Annotated in this window: 13 protein-coding genes; 11 read left to right on the top strand and 2 right to left on the bottom strand. The window is 70.8% G+C overall.

Translation table 11 applies throughout. From position 1 onward, the window contains the following. Position 1: 1 nt before the first annotated feature. Genes AB0O65_RS00160 through AB0O65_RS00145 form a run of 4 tightly spaced genes read left to right on the top strand, consistent with a single transcriptional unit; the run spans position 2 to position 3,934 of the window. Positions 2-1,006 carry a VWA domain-containing protein gene (locus AB0O65_RS00160; protein ID WP_363381983.1) on the top strand — a complete coding sequence of 335 codons (1,005 nt, stop codon included), beginning with the start codon at positions 2-4 and terminating at the stop codon, positions 1,004-1,006. Then, positions 1,003-2,055, top strand: a complete 1,053-nt coding sequence (locus AB0O65_RS00155; RefSeq protein WP_363381981.1) for a VWA domain-containing protein — start codon at positions 1,003-1,005, stop codon at positions 2,053-2,055. The genes AB0O65_RS00160 and AB0O65_RS00155 overlap by 4 nt, the downstream gene beginning before the upstream one ends. Then, positions 2,052-2,831 (top strand): hypothetical protein, encoded by a 780-nt coding sequence (locus AB0O65_RS00150; RefSeq protein WP_363381978.1) that lies wholly within the window; start codon positions 2,052-2,054, stop codon positions 2,829-2,831. Before AB0O65_RS00155 ends, AB0O65_RS00150 begins: the two co-directional genes overlap by 4 nt. Then, on the top strand, positions 2,825-3,934 hold the full coding sequence (locus AB0O65_RS00145; RefSeq protein ID WP_363381975.1) for a phage holin family protein: 1,110 nt from the start codon (positions 2,825-2,827) through the stop codon (positions 3,932-3,934). Before AB0O65_RS00150 ends, AB0O65_RS00145 begins: the two co-directional genes overlap by 7 nt. Positions 3,935-3,983: 49 nt before the next feature. On the opposite strand, the gene AB0O65_RS00140 is transcribed toward AB0O65_RS00145, so the two are convergent. Continuing rightward, entirely contained in the window at positions 3,984-5,522 is a 1,539-nt protein-coding gene (locus AB0O65_RS00140; protein WP_363381972.1) for an FAD-dependent oxidoreductase, read from the bottom strand. A 151-nt stretch (positions 5,523-5,673) separates the two neighbouring features. Here AB0O65_RS00140 and AB0O65_RS00135 point away from each other — a divergent pair, with 151 nt between their 5' ends. From AB0O65_RS00135 to AB0O65_RS00125, 3 genes are read left to right on the top strand one after another with little or no spacing between them, the layout of a single operon-like run. After that, complete coding sequence (locus AB0O65_RS00135; RefSeq protein ID WP_363381969.1) at positions 5,674-6,597, top strand: BadF/BadG/BcrA/BcrD ATPase family protein; 924 nt, start codon at positions 5,674-5,676, stop codon at positions 6,595-6,597. Between the two features lie 35 nt (positions 6,598-6,632). Further along, positions 6,633-7,796 (top strand): mannose-6-phosphate isomerase, class I, encoded by a 1,164-nt coding sequence (manA, locus tag AB0O65_RS00130; protein WP_363381966.1) that lies wholly within the window; start codon positions 6,633-6,635, stop codon positions 7,794-7,796. A gap of 5 nt (positions 7,797-7,801) precedes the next feature. Beyond that, entirely contained in the window at positions 7,802-8,770 is a 969-nt protein-coding gene (locus AB0O65_RS00125; protein ID WP_363381963.1) for an acetylxylan esterase, read from the top strand. 58 nt (positions 8,771-8,828) lie between these two features. Here AB0O65_RS00125 and AB0O65_RS00120 read toward each other — a convergent pair whose 3' ends face one another. Beyond that, complete coding sequence (locus AB0O65_RS00120; RefSeq protein ID WP_191712383.1) at positions 8,829-9,536, bottom strand: hypothetical protein; 708 nt, start codon at positions 9,534-9,536, stop codon at positions 8,829-8,831. Between the two features lie 129 nt (positions 9,537-9,665). On the opposite strand from AB0O65_RS00120, the gene argG reads away from it, so the two are divergent. From argG to AB0O65_RS00100, 4 genes are all read left to right on the top strand, one after another. Next, positions 9,666-11,096 carry an argininosuccinate synthase gene (gene argG, locus AB0O65_RS00115; RefSeq protein ID WP_071644635.1) on the top strand — a complete coding sequence of 477 codons (1,431 nt, stop codon included), beginning with the start codon at positions 9,666-9,668 and terminating at the stop codon, positions 11,094-11,096. Between the two features lie 255 nt (positions 11,097-11,351). Next, positions 11,352-11,963 (top strand): helix-turn-helix domain-containing protein, encoded by a 612-nt coding sequence (locus AB0O65_RS00110; RefSeq protein WP_363381958.1) that lies wholly within the window; start codon positions 11,352-11,354, stop codon positions 11,961-11,963. Continuing rightward, positions 11,960-14,956, top strand: a complete 2,997-nt coding sequence (locus AB0O65_RS00105) for a YhgE/Pip family protein (protein WP_363381955.1) — start codon at positions 11,960-11,962, stop codon at positions 14,954-14,956. Before AB0O65_RS00110 ends, AB0O65_RS00105 begins: the two co-directional genes overlap by 4 nt. After that, on the top strand, positions 14,953-17,136 hold the full coding sequence (locus tag AB0O65_RS00100; RefSeq protein ID WP_363381953.1) for a YhgE/Pip domain-containing protein: 2,184 nt from the start codon (positions 14,953-14,955) through the stop codon (positions 17,134-17,136). Before AB0O65_RS00105 ends, AB0O65_RS00100 begins: the two co-directional genes overlap by 4 nt. Positions 17,137-17,198 lie beyond the last annotated feature (62 nt).

The raw sequence follows: 17,198 nt of genomic DNA, 5'->3' as shown, positions 1-17,198 counted from the left end.
CGTGACACTGAACATCTGGTGGATGCCGCTGGTCGCCCTCGGCGTGCTCGCCGCAGCCGTCGCGGTGGGGGCGGTCATCGGCATCCGCTCGGGCCGACGTGCCGACGCCCGGCCGGCCGCACTGGTCTCGCGCGCGGAGCGACTGCGCGCGCTGCCCTCGTTCCGCGCCGCGGTGCGGCGGCGGACGGCGCTGCTGTCCGGCATCGTCGCGCTCGGCGCGATCGCCGTGCTGCTCGGCGGGGTCGTCGCCGCCCGTCCGATGGCGCCGAAGACCGTGCAACCCGTGAACGCCAGCCGCGACATCATGCTCTGCCTCGACGTGTCGGGATCGATGTCGGACGTCGACGTCGAGGTGCTCAGCGTCTTCGAAGAGCTGCTGGAGGGGTTCGAGGGCGAGCGGATCGGACTGACCATCTTCAACAGCTCGCCCGTGCAGGTGTTCCCCCTCACCGACGACTACGCGTTCGTGAAGGAGCAACTCCAGAATGTGCGCAGCAGCTTCGACTATGTCGACGAGACGCCCGAGCACTGGGTCGGCACGCTCAACGGCCCGGGTGCATCGCTGATCGGCGACGGCCTCGCCGCGTGCACGATGCGCTTCGACCATCAGGACGACGAGCGCAGCCGGTCGGTCATCCTCGCCACCGACAACGAGCTCGCGGGCGCGTCGATCCTCACGCTCGACGAGGCGGCGCAGTACGCGAAGGCGCAGCGCGTGCGTGTCTTCGCCCTGAACCCGGTGCAGGGCAAGGACGCGCAGGTCAGCGCGCAGCTGGCCGACGCGGCGGCACTCACCGGCGGGCAGTCGTACGCGCTGCGGGCGACCACCACCGTGGGCGACATCATCGCCGAGATCCAGAAGCAGGAGGCGACGACGCTGAAGGGTCAGGCGCAGGTGATCCTGGTTGACAGCCCGAACCTGTGGATCTCGCTGATGCTCGTGGCGGTGCTCGGCTTCGTCGTGCTGCTGAGCGTGGTTCGGGATGCCGGAGGGAGGCGCCCGTGATCCTCCAGCCCGTCCTGCATCCGATCCTGCTCGCGCTGCTGTGCGCGGTGCCGGCGTTCTTCGTCGTGCGCGCACTCGTGAGGGGGCCCTCGCGCGGGCTGTGGGCGCTGCGCCTGGGCATGATCGTCGTCGTCTTCGTCATGCTGCTGCGGCCCGGCATCCCCGGTGGCACCTCGGAGACCCTCGCCACCGACACCGATGTCGTGATCGTCGTGGACACGACGGCGAGCATCGTCGCCGAGGACTGGGCAGGTGACCGCCCCCGCATCGACGGCGTCCGCGCCGACGCGCAGGCCATCGTCGACGAGTACCCGGGGGCGCGGTTCGCGCTGATCAGCTTCGACGCGGCCGCGCAGCTGCGTCTGCCGCTGACGACGGATGCCACTGCGCTCATCTCATCGCTCGACGTGCTGCGGCCCGAGGTGACCGATCAGTCGCGCGGATCGTCGATCGGCCTCGCGAACCGGATGCTGGCCGACACGCTCGCGGCTGCGGCGGAGGCGTCGCCCGAGCGCGGGCGCATGGTGTTCTACCTCGGCGACGGCGAGCAGACGGCGTCGAGCGAGCCGGAGTCATTCGCCTCGAGCGCGAAGTACGTCGACGGCGGGGCGGTGCTGGGCTACGGCACCGCCGAGGGCGGGCCGATGCGGAAGACGACCGGCCAGGGCTCGGAGAGCGGTGGATACATCGAGTACCAGGGACAGCCCGCCCGGTCGGTGATCGATGAAGACAACCTGCGCCGGGTGTCCGAGCAGCTCGGCATCGAGTACCGGGCCAGGGCGGCGGATGCCGAGATCGACCTGCCCGAAGCGCCGACGAGCACCACCGACTACGCGGCCTCCGGCGAGGTCGGCAACGTCGTCGAGCTGTACTGGATCGGGGCGCTGGCGCTGATCGCGATGCTGGCGGTCGAGGTCGCACTCGCGACCATCTCGGTCGTGCGGCTGCGCGGACTCGCCCGACCGCAGCCGGCCCCGGCGCCACCGATGCCGGCGCGGCCGGCCCCGACGCCGCCGGCCCCGGCGCCGCCGAAGGGGGGCATCGGATGAGCACGCCATCGCAGGCGGATGCCGCAGCGGCCCTGCTGGCCGTCAACCGGCGCCGCCGTCGGATCCGCCGCTGGGTCGCGATCGCGACCCTCCCCCTCACGCTCGCCGCGCTGCTGCTCGTGGCCAAGCTGCTGAGCATGTACGCGTTCGCGCATACGTCGATCAGCACGTTCGTGTCTGGTGCGTACGCCGAGTCGGAGTCGGCCGCCCGCGGGCAGGACATCGCCAACTGGTTCGAGCCGTTCGCCGCGCCGTACAACATCGGCACGGCGCTGGGCGGCGCAGACGAGCTCGGTGCCTCCCGGACGGAGCTGGAGCGCGCGCTGCCCCTCGCCCAAGGGCTGCAGGTGTGCCCCGTGCTGATCAACCTGTCGCTCGTCGTCGAGCGGCAGGGCGACGCCGCGCAGGCCGACGGCGACGCCGCGAGAGCCGCCGAGCTGTACGGCGAAGCGCTCGAGATCACCGTCGAGACGCCGGAGGAGTGCCGCAGCGAGGCAGCCCAGCAGCAGTCGCCGCAGCCGAACCGCGACATGAGCGACACGCTCGACGAGAATCAGCGGCGCCAGCAGGAGAAGCAGCGTCAGAGCCAGCAGCCGCCACCCGAGCAGCCGCAGCAGCCAGACCAGGGAGAGCAGGGAGAGCAGGGAGAGACGCCGCAGGACAGGCTCGACGACATCGAGGACCGCCTGAATCAGGGCGCGCAGGAGCGAGAGGACCAGCTCGGCGGCGGGCAGGGCGACGACGGCTCCGGTGGGGGAACGGACAAGCCGTGGTAGATCATCAGCGCAGCAGATACGTCGGCGGCTCCGAAGGCGCCCCTCCCCTGCCCCCGGTCGGCGGCTACGCGGGCGCTGCCCGTGCGCGGGGAGGGCTGGATGCCGCGGCCGGCCTGCCCACGGCATCCGGAGTCACCTACACCGACCCGGCGGCCGTCCGCAAGACGGGGGTCAACGCAGTCGGGCTCGCCGCCATCTCGGCGACGGCCGTCTTCGCCGTGATCCTGCTGCTGCTCATGCTCGCCGGCGGCACCGACGCGCTGTACGGCGTGACGCTGCTCGTACTGCAGCTCGCGATCGTCGGCGTGATCGTCGCGGCGCTGCTCACCCGACGCGGCCGGATGCTGGGGGCGATCGCCCTGGCCGTCTCGCTCGTCTGCAACGTCGCGACCGTCGGCGCCGTGGGCGCCCTGTACTCCTCGGCGACCCAGGCGTACGGCGGCACGAAGTCCGAGCAGCAGCGGCACGAGGAGGCGTATCCGGGCGTGAAGGACTACTCGCCCGACGAGGCCCTGAACGGGCCGTCTCTCGACGAGGTGCAGGCCGAGGGCGACGCTCTGATGACCGCGATCCGCGCCCGACTGAGCGATCGCTACGGCTACACGTGGGTGCAGAGCGGCACGGTCGACGTGAGCCCCGAGCGCAACGGGTACGGCGGTGAGTCGATGCTGCGCCGGTACACGTCGACGGCGTGGACGACCGAGCAGCCCGTGCAGGACGACGCACGCAAACGCGAGGTCATGCAGGCGATCGGCGAGGTGCTCCTCGAGCGCGGTCTCAGCGACCTGTACCCGCTGAACGAGATCGACACCGGCATCTCGCCCGACATGGTGGCGAAGCTGTACGGCTCGACCGAGCCGTCCCGGCAGCACACCTGGGAGTACTACGGCGACACCTACCCCGGGCCGATGCGCTTCTACGCGTACGCGTACGACCTGTCGAACGACCCCACCGGGGAGTTCCGCCTGCAGCGCGAGGCGATCGCGGCGCAGACGGGCGAGCCCCTCGAGGGCATCCAGCTCATCGCCTTCGCCCGCCGCGTGCTGCCCGAGGCCGACCGGGCCGAGTTCGAGCAGCGCCTGCAGGACTACCCCGGGTTCTGAGGTCGGAGCTGCGCTCCCGCGGCGCCCGAGATCCGGCCTGACAACCGCCCTACGGCAGGTCTGCCACCGGCACGTGCTCGTCGCCGGGCAGCTCCGGCTCGTCGACGAGCCTGAGATCGTCGACCGCGGGACCCTCGAGCACCGTGCCGTCGGCGGCGAAGCGCGAGCCGTGCAGCGGGCAGTCCCACGAGCGCTCGGCACTGTTCCAGGTGACGATGCCGCCCAGGTGCGTGCACACGGCAGACACGCGGCAGGTGACGCCGTCGACGGTCGAGACCGCCACCGGTTTCATCCCCGCGCTGCCCACGACGCCCTCGCCCTCCGCGGGCGGCGTCGTGGGCAGCGGATGCCGTTCGGCCGAGATCCACCCGGTCGCGGCGTCGCGCGCCACCTCCGCGCCGGCGACCGCACCCTGCGCGAGATCCTTCGGCGTGGTGATGCGATGGTGCAGCGTCTGCGCCCAGGGGATGCTGCCGTCGAGCACCTCCGCCGTGATGCTCAGCGCCGCCGCGACGGCGTTCGTCATGCCCCACTTGTTGTAGCCGGTGGCGATCTTGACGTGCTTGCCGGTGCGCGGCATCCAGCCGACGAACGGCACCATGTTCAGCGACTGGTAGTCCTGCGCAGCCCAGGCGTGCGTGCGCTCCGCGCCGGGGAAGTGACGGTGCGTCCAGTGCTCGAGATCGTCGACCAGGGCCTGGGTATCGGCCGCGCGGCCCACGTCGTGGTCGTTGCCGCCGACCAGCAGCAGCTGCTCGCCGTCGTGCGAGGCGGTGCGCAGCGACCGGGTCGGTGCATCGACCGAGAGGTACATGCCCTGCGGGATCCGGGCGGCGTCCGGCATCCGGTACGCCTGCGCGTACGAGCGGTTGGCCTTGAGCTTGGCGAAGTACAGGCCCCGGTCGAGGACCGGCACACCCGTGGCCAGCACCACCGTCCCGGCGTGCACGTCGCCGACCGAGGTGATCACCCGGCTGGGCTCGCCGGTGTCGACGTCCTTCACCCGCACGCCCTCGACGATCACCCCGCCCCGCTCGCGCAGATCGGCGGCGAGCGCGCGCAGCACGTCCATCGGGTCGAACTGCGCCTGCTCGCGCAGTCGGATGGCGCCGTGCACACGGAACGGCAGCTCGAGCTCGCTCACCCGCTCGACGTCGAGTCCCGCCGCCAGGCACGCCTCGTACTCCTTCTCGATCGAACGCACGCCGTCCTCGGTTGCCGCGTAGGTGAACGCATCGCGACGCTCGACACCGACGCCGTGCTCGCCGAGGTAGCGCAGCATCCACTGCTGACCCTCGAGGTTGCCCTCGACATACGCCGTGAGGACGCGGTCGGATCCGCGCGAGCGGATGCCCGAGAGCACGCTTCCCTGCAGCAGACTGAGCTTCGCGGTGGTGTTGCCGGTCGCCGCGGCACCCACGAAGCGGGCCTCGAGCACCGCCACCGACAGGCCGGCGCGCGCGAGCAGCAGGGCGGTGGTCAGTCCGGTGAGACCCGCTCCGGCGACCACGGCGTCGTAGCGGGCGTCGGGCTCGAAGGCGTCGGTGGGAATGCGCTCACGCTGGTCGTCGAGCCATAAGGACGTCACGGTGTCTCCTTCGCTGGGGGCGAGTGAGTCCCAGTACACCGTGAGCGCGGCGGCGATGAACAGGGCTTGACATCACGACCGACGCGAGCACGGCGGGTGTCCTACGCTGGCTTCTGGCCGCGTCGCGGCCCTCGATCAACAGGGAGTCCACGTGCCCGAGCACACGCTTCTCGCCATCGACGCCGGCCAGACGGGCATCAAGACCCGCCTCGTCGCACCCGACGACACCGCTCAGGAGTGGCTGTTCCCCGGCGTGCTCACCGACCGGCCGCTGCTGGCTCAGCTCGCGGCCGTGGTCGCCGAGGTCACCCGTGTGACGAACGAGGCGCCGCACACGGTGACCTTCGGCGTCTCGGGTCTCACCTCCGCCGAGGCCGAGGCGGATGCCCTGATGCGGCACCCTGATCTCGCCGACGTGCACCGCATCGTCGTGTCCCACGACTCGGTCACCTCGTTCCTGGGAGTGCTCGGCGACCGGCAGGGCGCCGTGGTGGCGGCCGGCACGGGGGTCGTCACGCTCGGCGTCGGGCCGGAGCACTCCACCCGCGTCGACGGCTGGGGCCACATCATGGGCGATGGGGGCAGCGGGTACTGGATCGGCCGAGCGGCCCTGGATGCCGTGATGCGCGCGCACGACGGGCGCGGCCCGGCGACGGCGCTGACCGCGGTCGTGAAGGAGCGCTGGCCAGACCTGGAGACCGCGTACGTCGCCCTGCAGTCGTCGGAGGATCGCGTGCGCACCGTGGCATCGTTCGCCGCGCCGACAGCCGCGCACGCGGCATCCGGAGACGACGTCGCGATCGGCATCTGCCGCGCCGCCGCAGCCGAGCTCGCGACGGCTGTGCTCGCGGCGCTGCGGGTCACCGACGCGCCGGCCGATGCCGCCGTCGGAGCGATCGGCGGCGTGTTCGGCTCCGACGTGATCCGGTCGGCGTTCGAGGAGATCGTGCGCGCCGAGCGTCCGGATGCCAGGTTCGTGCCGGCCGCCGGGTCCGGCCTCGACGGCGCCGTGGCCCTCGCCCACCTGGGCCCCGGGCATCCGCTGCACGAGCGCTTCGCCGAGCGCACTCGCTGAGCCTCTCAATCTGACCACCCGATCGGAGCCGCATCATGACGACCCCCCTCTTCCACGAGATCGACAACACGCCCCGCGACTACGCCTGGGGGCTGGTCGACGGCGTGGCTCACGTGCGCGGCACCGCCCCGACCGGGCGGAAGGAGGCCGAGCTGTGGCTCGGCGCGCACCCCTCCGCGCCGAGCACCGTCCTCGGCGACGCACCGTGGCCGACCCTCGACGCGTGGGAGCGCGAGACGGGAACGACCCTGCCGTTCCTGCTGAAGGTGCTGTGCGCGGCAGAGCCGCTGTCTCTGCAGGCGCACCCGAGCACGGCGCAGGCGGAGGAGGGCTTCGACCGCGAGAACGCCCTCGGCATTCCCGTCGACGCGCCGCACCGCACCTACCGCGACCCGCACGCGAAGCCCGAGCTGATCGTCGCGCTGCACGACGGTTTCGAGGCACTGTGCGGCTTCCGGCCCGCCGCCGAGGTGCAGGCCGACCTGCGGACTCTCGCCGGGCTGATCGACGCTGCGCCCGACGCGTCGGCGGCGCTGCAGACCTGGCAGCAGCACCTGGCCGGCGCCGACGGCATCCGCCGGGCGTTCCTGTGGCTGCTCTCGGGAGACGAGAGCCTGCCGGCGCTGGTCACGGCCGTGACCGCGGGCGCGGAACGGGATGCCCGCTTCGCGCTTCTCGCCCGCATCGCCGAGGCGCACCCGGCCGACCCCGGGATCCTCGGGGCGCTCATGCTGCAGCACCTCACGCTGCATGCCGGCGAGGCGCTGTGGCTGCCCGCGGGCAACATCCACGCCTACCTGCGCGGCTCGGGGATCGAGCTGATGGGACCGAGCGACAACGTCATGCGCGGCGGTCTCACCGGCAAGCACATCGACACGGTCGAACTCGACCGGGTGCTCGACGCGCGCGAGGGCGGCGACCCGCGGCTCGCTCCCGAGGTCGTCTCCGACGGTGTCCGCGTCTTCCGCCCGGTCGAGCGCGGCACGGACGACGATCCCGGGTTCGAGCTGTACGCGATCGAATCCGACGGCGAGATCGTGCTCGACGGCGCGGGCATCGCGCTCGCGACCGACGGCGAGTTCGAGCTGGCATCCGACGACCAGCGCATCCCGATGCCGCGCGGTCGCGCAGTGCTGATCTCGCGCCCCGCCACCGTGCGGGTCACCGGCGCCGGACGCCTGTTCGTGGCGGCAGGCTGATCGACATGCCTCGCTTCGATCTGTCTCCCGCCGAGCTGCGCACGTACCGGCCCACCGTCGCCGAGCCCGCCGACTTCGACGCGTTCTGGCAGCGCACGCTCGACTCGTCGCGCCGGCTGGCCGCACCGGCCGAGCGCACCAGAGTCGAGACGCCCCTGACGCTGGTCGACGTGTACGACCTGACGTTCAGCGGGTTCGGCGGCGACCGCGTGCGCGGGTGGTACGTCGCACCCGCCGGCGCGACCGGACCCCTGCCGACGGTGGTGGAGTACAACGGCTACGGCGGCGGACGCGGGCTGCCGCACGAGCGCCTCGGCTGGGCGGCATCCGGGTACGCGTGGGTGTTCATGGACACCCGCGGCCAGGGCAGCGGCTGGGGCACCGGCGGCTCGACCCCCGACCCGCACGGCACCGGCGCCTCGGCTCCCGGGTTCATGACCCGCGGCATCGACGACCCCGAGCAGTACTACTACCGTCGCGTGTTCACCGACGCCGCGCTGTTGATCGACGCCGTGCGCGCCTTCGAAGAGGTGGACGCCGACCGCATCGCGGTCACCGGCGGCAGCCAGGGCGGCGGCATCGCGATCGCCGCCGCCGGTCTCACCCCCGGGCTCGTCGGCGTCATGCCCGACGTGCCGTTCCTCTGCCACTTCGAGCGGGCGGTCGGGTTGACCGACAGCGATCCGTACCAGGAGATCGTGCGCTATCTGGCGGTGCATCGCGATGCCGTGACGCAGACCTTCGAGACCCTGTCGTACTTCGACGGCGTGAACTTCGCCGCGCGGGCCGACGCTCCTGCGCTGTACTCGGTCGCCCTGATGGATCCCGTATGCCCGCCATCGACCGTGTTCGCCGCGGCCAATCATCACCGCGGCGGGGCGGACGTCGTGGAGTACGCGTTCAACGAGCACGAGGGCGGGCTCGGCGTGCAGTGGCAGCGCCAGGCGGCGTGGCTGGCTGAGCGTCTGGGCTGAGCGTCTGGGCTGAGCGTCCGGGCTGAGCGCCCGTCGGAGGCGGGTCCGGGCCGGCGGGTCAGGCGGCGAGCGCGAGCCAGGCGGCGAACGCGAAGCCGATGACCGTCGCGAGCCCCGTCGACTCGGTCGCCTTCTTCTGCGCCTCGGGCACCATCGAGTCGACGAGCATGACCAGCAGGGCTCCCGCGGCGAATCCGTTGGCCCCGGCGCGGAAGCTGTTGTCGACGACGGATGCCAGCGCGAATCCGCCTGCGGTGGCGAGCACAGAGAGCACCGCCACCCCTGCCCACAGCAGCACCACGCGGCTGCGCCGCATACCGTCGGCCAGCAGGTCCGATGCCGAGCCGATCGACTCCGGCAGGTTCGAGACGACGATCGCGACGATCAGCGCGACGCCCACCCCCTCGCCGGACGCGAGTCCGATGCCCAGCACGAGCTGCTCCGGGATGCCGTCGAGCAGCGCCCCGATCGCGAGCGCCCCGCCACCGGCATCCGCCTTCTTCTTCGCCTGCCGCGCATCGAGGATCCGCGCGGCGATGTAGTAGCAGAGCGCCCCGGCGGCGACGCCGATGATCAGCGGCAGGTGACCGCCGAGATCCACACCCTGCTCCCACAGCTCGAAGGCGATCGACGCCATCAGCGCACCGGCGCCGAAACCGAGGATGATGCCGAGCAGCCGATCGGGCCACCGGCGCACCAGCGCCAGTAGCGCCCCGACGAGCAGCGGCGCTGCCGCAACCGCGCCCCACAGCACCGCCTGGCCCATGCGGCCCAGGCTACCCGCCTTCGAATCGCTTGAATGGCGGTTCGGCGGCCCGGATTGCCGCCATTCAAGCGATTCGAAGGGGAGAAACGGGGCCGGGGCGACACGCCGCGCGCCGATAGACTTGAAGCCATGTCCAAGGTGCTCCAGTCCCTCCCCGTCGGCGAAAAGGTCGGCATCGCTTTCTCCGGAGGGCTCGACACCTCCGTCGCCGTCGCGTGGATGCGCGAGAAGGGCGCGGTGCCCTACACGTACACCGGCGATCTGGGGCAGTACGACGAGAGCGACATCGCCTCGATCCCCGGCCGTGCGCTCGAGTACGGCGCCGAGGAATCGCGACTGGTGGATGCCAGGACGGCACTCGTCGAAGAGGGCTTCGTCGCGCTGCAGTGCGGCGCCTTCCACATCCGCTCGGGCGGGAAGACGTACTTCAACACCACCCCGCTCGGACGCGCGGTCACCGGCACGCTGCTCGTGCGCGCGATGCGCGACGACGGCGTCGACATCTGGGGCGACGGCTCGACGTACAAGGGCAACGACATCGAGCGCTTCTACCGCTACGGCCTGCTGGCCAACCCGCGCCTGCGCATCTACAAGCCCTGGCTCGACGCCGACTTCGTCACCGAGCTCGGGGGACGTGCGGAGATGAGCGAGTGGCTCGTGGAGCGCGGCTTCCCGTACCGCGACTCGGCCGAGAAGGCGTATTCGACGGATGCCAATATCTGGGGCGCCACGCACGAGGCGAAGACCCTCGAGCACCTCGACGTGTCGCTCGAGACCGTCGACCCGATCATGGGCGTGAAGTTCTGGGACCCGTCGGTGCAGATCGACACCGAAGACGTCACCGTCACCTTCGAGGGCGGCCGCCCGGTCGCGATCAACGGCACCGAGTACAGCGATCCGGTGGCCCTCGTGATGGAGGCCAACACCATCGGCGGACGCCACGGGCTCGGCATGAGCGACCAGATCGAGAACCGCATCATCGAGGCGAAGTCGCGCGGCATCTACGAGGCCCCCGGAATGGCGCTGCTGTTCATCGCCTACGAGCGCCTGGTCAACGGCATCCTGAATGAAGACACCCTCGCCACCTATCACGAGCAGGGCCGTCGCCTCGGCCGGCTGATGTACGAGGGTCGTTGGCTCGAGCCGCAGTCGCTCATGCTGCGCGAGTCGATCCAGCGCTGGGTGGGACTCACCATCTCGGGCACGGTCACCCTGCGCCTGCGCCGCGGCGACGACTGGACCATCCTCGACACCGTCTCGCCGAACCTCTCGTACGGCCCCGAGAAGCTGTCGATGGAGCGCGTGGGCGACGCGGCGTTCGGCCCGGTCGACCGCATCGGCCAGCTCACCATGCGCAACCTCGACATCGCCGACTCGCGCTCGCGGCTCGAGCAGTACGCGGGCCTCGGCCTTGTCGGCGGCGCGACGGGCGAGCTCGTCGGCAAGGTCACCGCCGGTCAGGCCGCCGAGATCTCGGCATCCGAGAGCGACGACGAGCAGCTCGCGGAGGCGGTCGACCTGGCATCCGAGGGTGCCGCGTTCGACTCCGGCACCGACTGATCCCCGTCTGGAAGGCGCGGATGCTGCGGCGTCCGCGCCTTTCGCGTGTCGGCCGCATGGGTCCGCCGGCCCTCCGACCTCCGGCCCTCCGGCCCGCCGTGGCCGTGACACTTCGGGGGCCGACACTCCAGATGTCGGACGCATCCTGCGAAAACGTCCGACATCTGGCGTGTCGGCCCCCGTTATGCATCCGCGTCACTGAGAGTTCACCGAACTATGTTGCACACGACTGTGCAACATACGTATCCTGGATGCATGACCCGCTCACCTCGCTCCGATGCGCGCGCCAACCGCGCCGGCATCCTCGATGCCGCACGCAGCGCCCTCGCGCTCGATCCGCGTGCCAGCGTCGACGTCATCGCACGCAGCGCAGGGTTGAGCAGACGCACACTGTACGGTCACTTCGACGACCGTGACGCGCTGATCCGCGAGCTGATCAGCACCGGCGCACAGCGCTTCAACGCCATCGCCGAGTCGATCACCGACGCCGACGCGCGCCTCGCCCTCGCACGGCTTGCGGCCCGGCTGTGGCAGGAGGCCGCACATGTGCAATTCGCCGCCGCCCTCGCCCTCGACGAGGATCACGTCGAGCACACCGCCATCGCCCTCGCGCCGCTGCGCCGCGCCGTCGCGCAGCTCGTGCGGCACGGGCAGGACGACGGAAGCTTCCGCGCCGATCTCACGGCCCCCACCCTCTCCCGCCTGATCGAAGAGGTCGCGCGCACCGTCCTCGCACGCACCGACGCCTCCAGCAGCAGCGCCGCCGACCTCGCCGTCCGCACGGTGCTCAGCATCGCGGGCCTCTCCTGGCGCGAGACCGACCGGCTGCTCGCCGCTCACCCCGACATCACGGAGATCGCCGCGTGAGCGGACCGGCCCCCGCAGCCAGGCCCACCGCGTGGAGCGTCTACCGTCGCGACCTCGGCCGACTGGCACGCGTCAGCAAGGCATGGATCATCATCATCGGCGTCATCGTCACGCCCTCGCTGTACGCATGGTTCAACATCGTCGCGTTCTGGGATCCGTATTCGAACACCCAGCAGGTCAGTGTCGCGATCGTCGACCAGGACGCAGGTGCCTCGTCCGAGCTGACGGGGCGCATCGACATCGGCGGCGAGCTGGTCGATCAGCTGAAGCAGAACGATCAGCTGGGCTGGGAGTTCGTCGGCGAGGACGAGGCGATGGATGCCGTGCGCAGCGGGCGCAGCTACGCGGCGATCATCATCCCACCCGACTTCAGCCGCGACTTCGTCAGCATCACCACGGGCGACTTCACCCGGCCCGAGCTGAAGTACTACGTCAACGAGAAGGCCAGCGCGATCGCGCCGAAGATCACCGATGTCGGTGCATCGACCCTCGACGATCAGATCAACAGCACTTTCGTCTCGACGGTCGCCGAAGCTGTCAGCGAGCAGCTGAAGGACGCCGGGCTGGATGCCGAAGACCGCCTCACCGACGCCCGCGACTCCACCGTCGGGGCGCTCGACGAGGCAGCCGTGACCGTCTCGTCCGCACGCGACCGTCTCACCGAACTGCAGACAGGGCTGATGGATGCCGCAAACGGCATAGACCGGGCATCCCGCACGCTCAGCACGGTCGACCGCACCCTCGGCGACGTGCAGGCCGCCGTCGCGCAGGCACAGCAGATCGCAGGTGAGGCGCAGCAGGAGCTGCTCACCGTCACCGACAGCGTCACATCCGCATACGTCTCGGGGTCGACCCTCATCGCCGATGCGGCCGCGCGGATGAACGGCGCGATCGCGACCCTGGCATCCGGCCTGCAGCAAGCGAACGCCGCAGTCGGCACCACCGCAGACGATCTGAAGGCCGTGATCGCGAGCAACGCGGCCGCGCTCGACGAGCTGCAGGCCGCGCTCGATCGCACCGAATCCGGCTCCGCTGCGGCGCAGCGCCTCAGCGCGGCGATCGACGCGCTGCAGCAGCGCAACGCCGCCGACCAGCAGGTGCTCGCCGACCTCACCGCGCTGACCGCCGACGTGTCGAGCACGATCGACGCCGTCACGGGCGCGGCCGGCAGCGTAAACGGCGCCGTCGACCAGGCGGCGACCTCGGCCTCCGCCATCCGCGACGCGCTCACGCAGAGTGTTCCGCAGCTGAATCGGGCGATGTCGCAGCTCGCGGCGAGCGCCGACGCGTTCTCGTCGGCGCTCGGCGCTCAGCGCACCCAGGTCGCTCAGGCACAGAGCCTGCTCGGTGGCCTGAAGACGCAGCTCGCCGGCACGGCCGACGCTCTCGCCGCGTTCGACGGCGACCTGGGCACCGCCGAGACCGCACTCGGCACTGTGCGCACCGACGTGCTCGCGCTCGGATCGGCCGAGATCTGGAACCGGCTCGGCGCCGTCAGCGGGCTCGAGCCCGACGAGATCGCGCGGTTCATGGCATCGCCCGTCGAGGTGAACACGAAGACGATGTTCCCCACCGCGGCCTACGGCTCGGCCATGGCGGCGCTGTTCACCAACCTCTCGCTCTGGATCGGGGCGTTCGTGCTGATGGTGATCTTCCGGGTCGAGGTCGACACCGAGGGCGTCGAGGGCATCACGGTGCGCCAGGCGTACGTCGGTCGCTGGCTGCTGTTCGCCACGATCGCCGTGTTCCAAGCCGTGCTCGTGACGGTCGGCAATCTCGTGATCGGAGTGCAGACGGCGAACGCGCTCGCGTACGTCGGCACCGGGGTGCTGATCGGGCTCGCATACCTCAGCATCATCTACGCGTTGTCAGTGTGCTTCGGGATCGTCGGCAAGGGTCTGTGCATCCTGCTGGTGATCGTCCAGATCCCGGGGGCCTCGGGGCTGTACCCGATCGAGATGATGCCGGCCTTCTTCCGCGGGCTGTATCCCTTCCTGCCGTTCACCTACGGCATCGACGCCATGCGCGAGACCATCAGCGGCTTCTACGGCGCGCACTGGTGGGGCTTCATGGGCATGCTGGCGATCTTCGTCGCGCTGGCCTGGGTGCTCGGGCTGCTTCTGCGCGGACGCCTGGGCAGCTTCACCCGTCTGTTCAACCGGCGACTGGCCGAGACCGAGCTGATGGTCAGCGAAGACGTGCAGATCACCGCGCGCCGGCGCACCCCCGAGATCATCCGCGCGCTGACCGACGGCGACGGATTCCGTGCCGACGTCGCGCGCCGCACCCAGCGTTTCGGCGAGCGCTACGCGACGCGCCTGCGCCTCACGCTGCTCGTCGGCGCCGCGGGGGTCGCCGTGCTCGCGCTGTGCGGATGGCTGATCCCCGGAGCCAAGGCGGTCGTGCTCGGTCTCGGCGCGCTCTGGTGCCTGCTGCTGATCGGCTTCGTCGTCTCGCTCGAATACATCAGGCAGAGCATCGAGCAGGCCGCCGAGGTGAGCGAGATGCCGGATGCCGAGCTGCGCCGCGCCCTCGCCGTCGAGAACTCCGCACAGCGCGAGCTGCTCGCAGACCCGGGTGCCGACGCGACTCCTTCCGTGGGTCCCGCCGTCTCCGCCGATGCCGCCGCGGCGGCGACGTCTGCCGGCGGTGACGCCGCGACGTCGGCGCGCACGGCGGTGCTCGAGCATCCGGATGCCCGACCCGACGCCCAGCCCGACCAGCGGAGCATCGACGAGACCGGCGCCGACGACGACACGGTCGCCCTCGACGAGCTGTTCGCCGACGAGGCGCCGCAGACACCGGATGCCGATGACGCGAGCGATCTCGGCCGGCCGGCCGGCCGGCATCCGGAACAGACGCCCGACGGGCGCGCCTCCGACGGACCCGACCAGTCTGACCAACCCCACCAGTCCGACCAACCCGATGAGCCGGATCAACCCGACCAGTCTGACCAACCCGACCGGCCCGACCCGATGGAGGACGACAAGTGAGCAACGTCCTCGCCGTCATGCGGCACGACCTGCGACGGGCGATGAGCAGCGTGATGGCCGTCATCGTCCTCTTCGGGCTCGTCGTGATCCCGTCGCTGTTCACCTGGTTCAACGTGATCGCGAGCTGGAACCCGTTCGAGAACACCCGCAACCTCACCGTCGCGGTGGCGAACACCGACGACGGCTATCAGAGCGATCTCATGCCGCTGCGCATCAACGTCGGCGAACAGGTCGTGTCGGCGCTGCGCGCCAACGACGACCTGAACTGGGTCATCACCTCGAAGCACGACGCGATCGACGGCACCCGGTCGGGCGAGTACTACGCGGCGATCGTGCTGCCCACGACCTTCAGCGCCGACATGATGACGTTCTACGCGAACAACGGCGATCGCACCCGCATCGACTACTACCTCAACGACAAGAAGAACGCGCTCGCCCCGAAGATCACCGGGCAGGGCGCCAGCGAAGTCACGAAGAGCATCAACGAGGTGTTCACCGAGACGCTCAGCGAAGCCGGGCTGAACATCATCACCTCCCTGTCGAACTACCTCGACGACGCCGACACCCAGGCGGCGCTGTCGAGGCTGCAGGCGCGAGTCGAATCGGTCGCCGCGCAGCTGCGCGCAGGGGCAGGGACCGCCGACATGTTCACGTCGCTCATCTCGTCGAGCAGACCACTGGTCGACAGCGCCTCGGGCCTGGTGAGCGCCTCCGGCGACGCGCTGCGCGACGCCCGCGGGGCGTTCGGCGGCGGGAAGGACGCCGCCGGCTCGCTGAAGGACGCCCTGTCGTCGACCACCTCGTCGCTCGACGCGGCGCTGAAGGGCACATCCGACAGCTACGAGTCGGTGTCGGAGAGCATCGAGCAGGTGTTCGCCACCATGGATGCGCAGTCGGCGAGCGCCGCTCGCACGATCGCCGCACTCGCGGACCGGGTGCAGACGCAGGTCGATCAGCTGCAGACGCTGCGCGACGGACTCGTGCGGGACGTGCGGCCGCTGCTGCCTGAGACCGCGCTCGACGCGTTCGACGCATCGGTGTCGGCCATCGACGCGGCCGTCGCGCGGCAGACGGCGCTGCGCGAGCGCCTCGACGAGGCCGCGACGCAGATCACGATCGCCGGCACCGCGAGCCAGAGCACCCGCGCCGAGATCGAGCAGCTCACCGCTCAGGCGAAGTCCGCGGTCGACGACGCGCGCCGCTCGTACACCGACAGCCTGCGCCCGAAGCTCGACGCCCTCGCATCGACGCTCGCGCGCATCAGCACCGGCGTCGACACGATCGGCAGCGACCTGTCGAGCGCCGCCGGCTCGCTCACCGGCTCTTCGTCGACGGGTTCGGCGCTGTCCGACGCCGAGGCGCTCACCGCCGGCATCTCCGACTCGCTCACCGAGACCGCGGCCAGGTTCGACGAGCTCGCCTCGGCGCTCGCGACCGCTCGCGACACCGGCGATCTGACCGAGCTGACCGAGCTGATCGGCGCCGATCCCCACGCGCTCGCGACGCATCTCGCCGAGCCCGTCGAGCTCACCCGCGTGCCGGTGTACTCGGTGGTCAGCTTCGGCGCCGCGATGACGCCGCTGTACACCGTGCTCGCCCTGTGGGTCGGTGCGCTGCTGACCTCGGTCGCGATCCGCGTCGACCCGCCGCGCGGCGGCAGGACGGGACTGCCCGACCTCTCCCCCACCGAGACCTACCTCGGCCGGTTCGGCATCTTCGCCGTCGTCGGATTCCTGCAGAGCTCGCTGCTCGGTCTCGGCAGCGTGCTGTTCACGCAGGTGCAGCCGCGGCATCCGCTCCTGCTGATCCTCGCCGGGTGGGTCGCGTCGCTGGTGTTCACGCTGATCATCTACACGCTCGTCGTCACCTTCGGCAACGCCGGCAAAGCGCTGGCAGTGCTTCTGCTGGTGATGCAGATCTCGGGATCGGGCGGCGCGTACCCGCTGCAGGTGCTGCCGCCGTGGTTCCAGAGCATCAGCCCGTTCCTGCCGGCCACGCACGCGGTGAACGCCATGCGCTCGGCGATCGCCGGCATCTACCAGAACGACTACTGGGTGTCGCTCGGCTGCCTGCTCGCGTTCGCCGTTCCCGCCCTGCTGCTGGGCCTGGTGCTGCGACGCCCGTTCATCCGCAGCAATCAGAAGATGCTGGCGGCCCTGGAGTCGACGAAGCTCATGTGATCTCGTTCGGTGAATGGGTAGTATGCCAGGGCGCGCGCTTTCCCGAGACGCGCACTCGGACT

The organism is Microbacterium sp. NPDC077391, assembly GCF_040686955.1.
GTDB classification, from domain to species: Bacteria; Actinomycetota; Actinomycetes; order Actinomycetales; family Microbacteriaceae; genus Microbacterium; species Microbacterium commune.
This window is presented reverse-complemented; position numbering and strand designations above follow the sequence as displayed.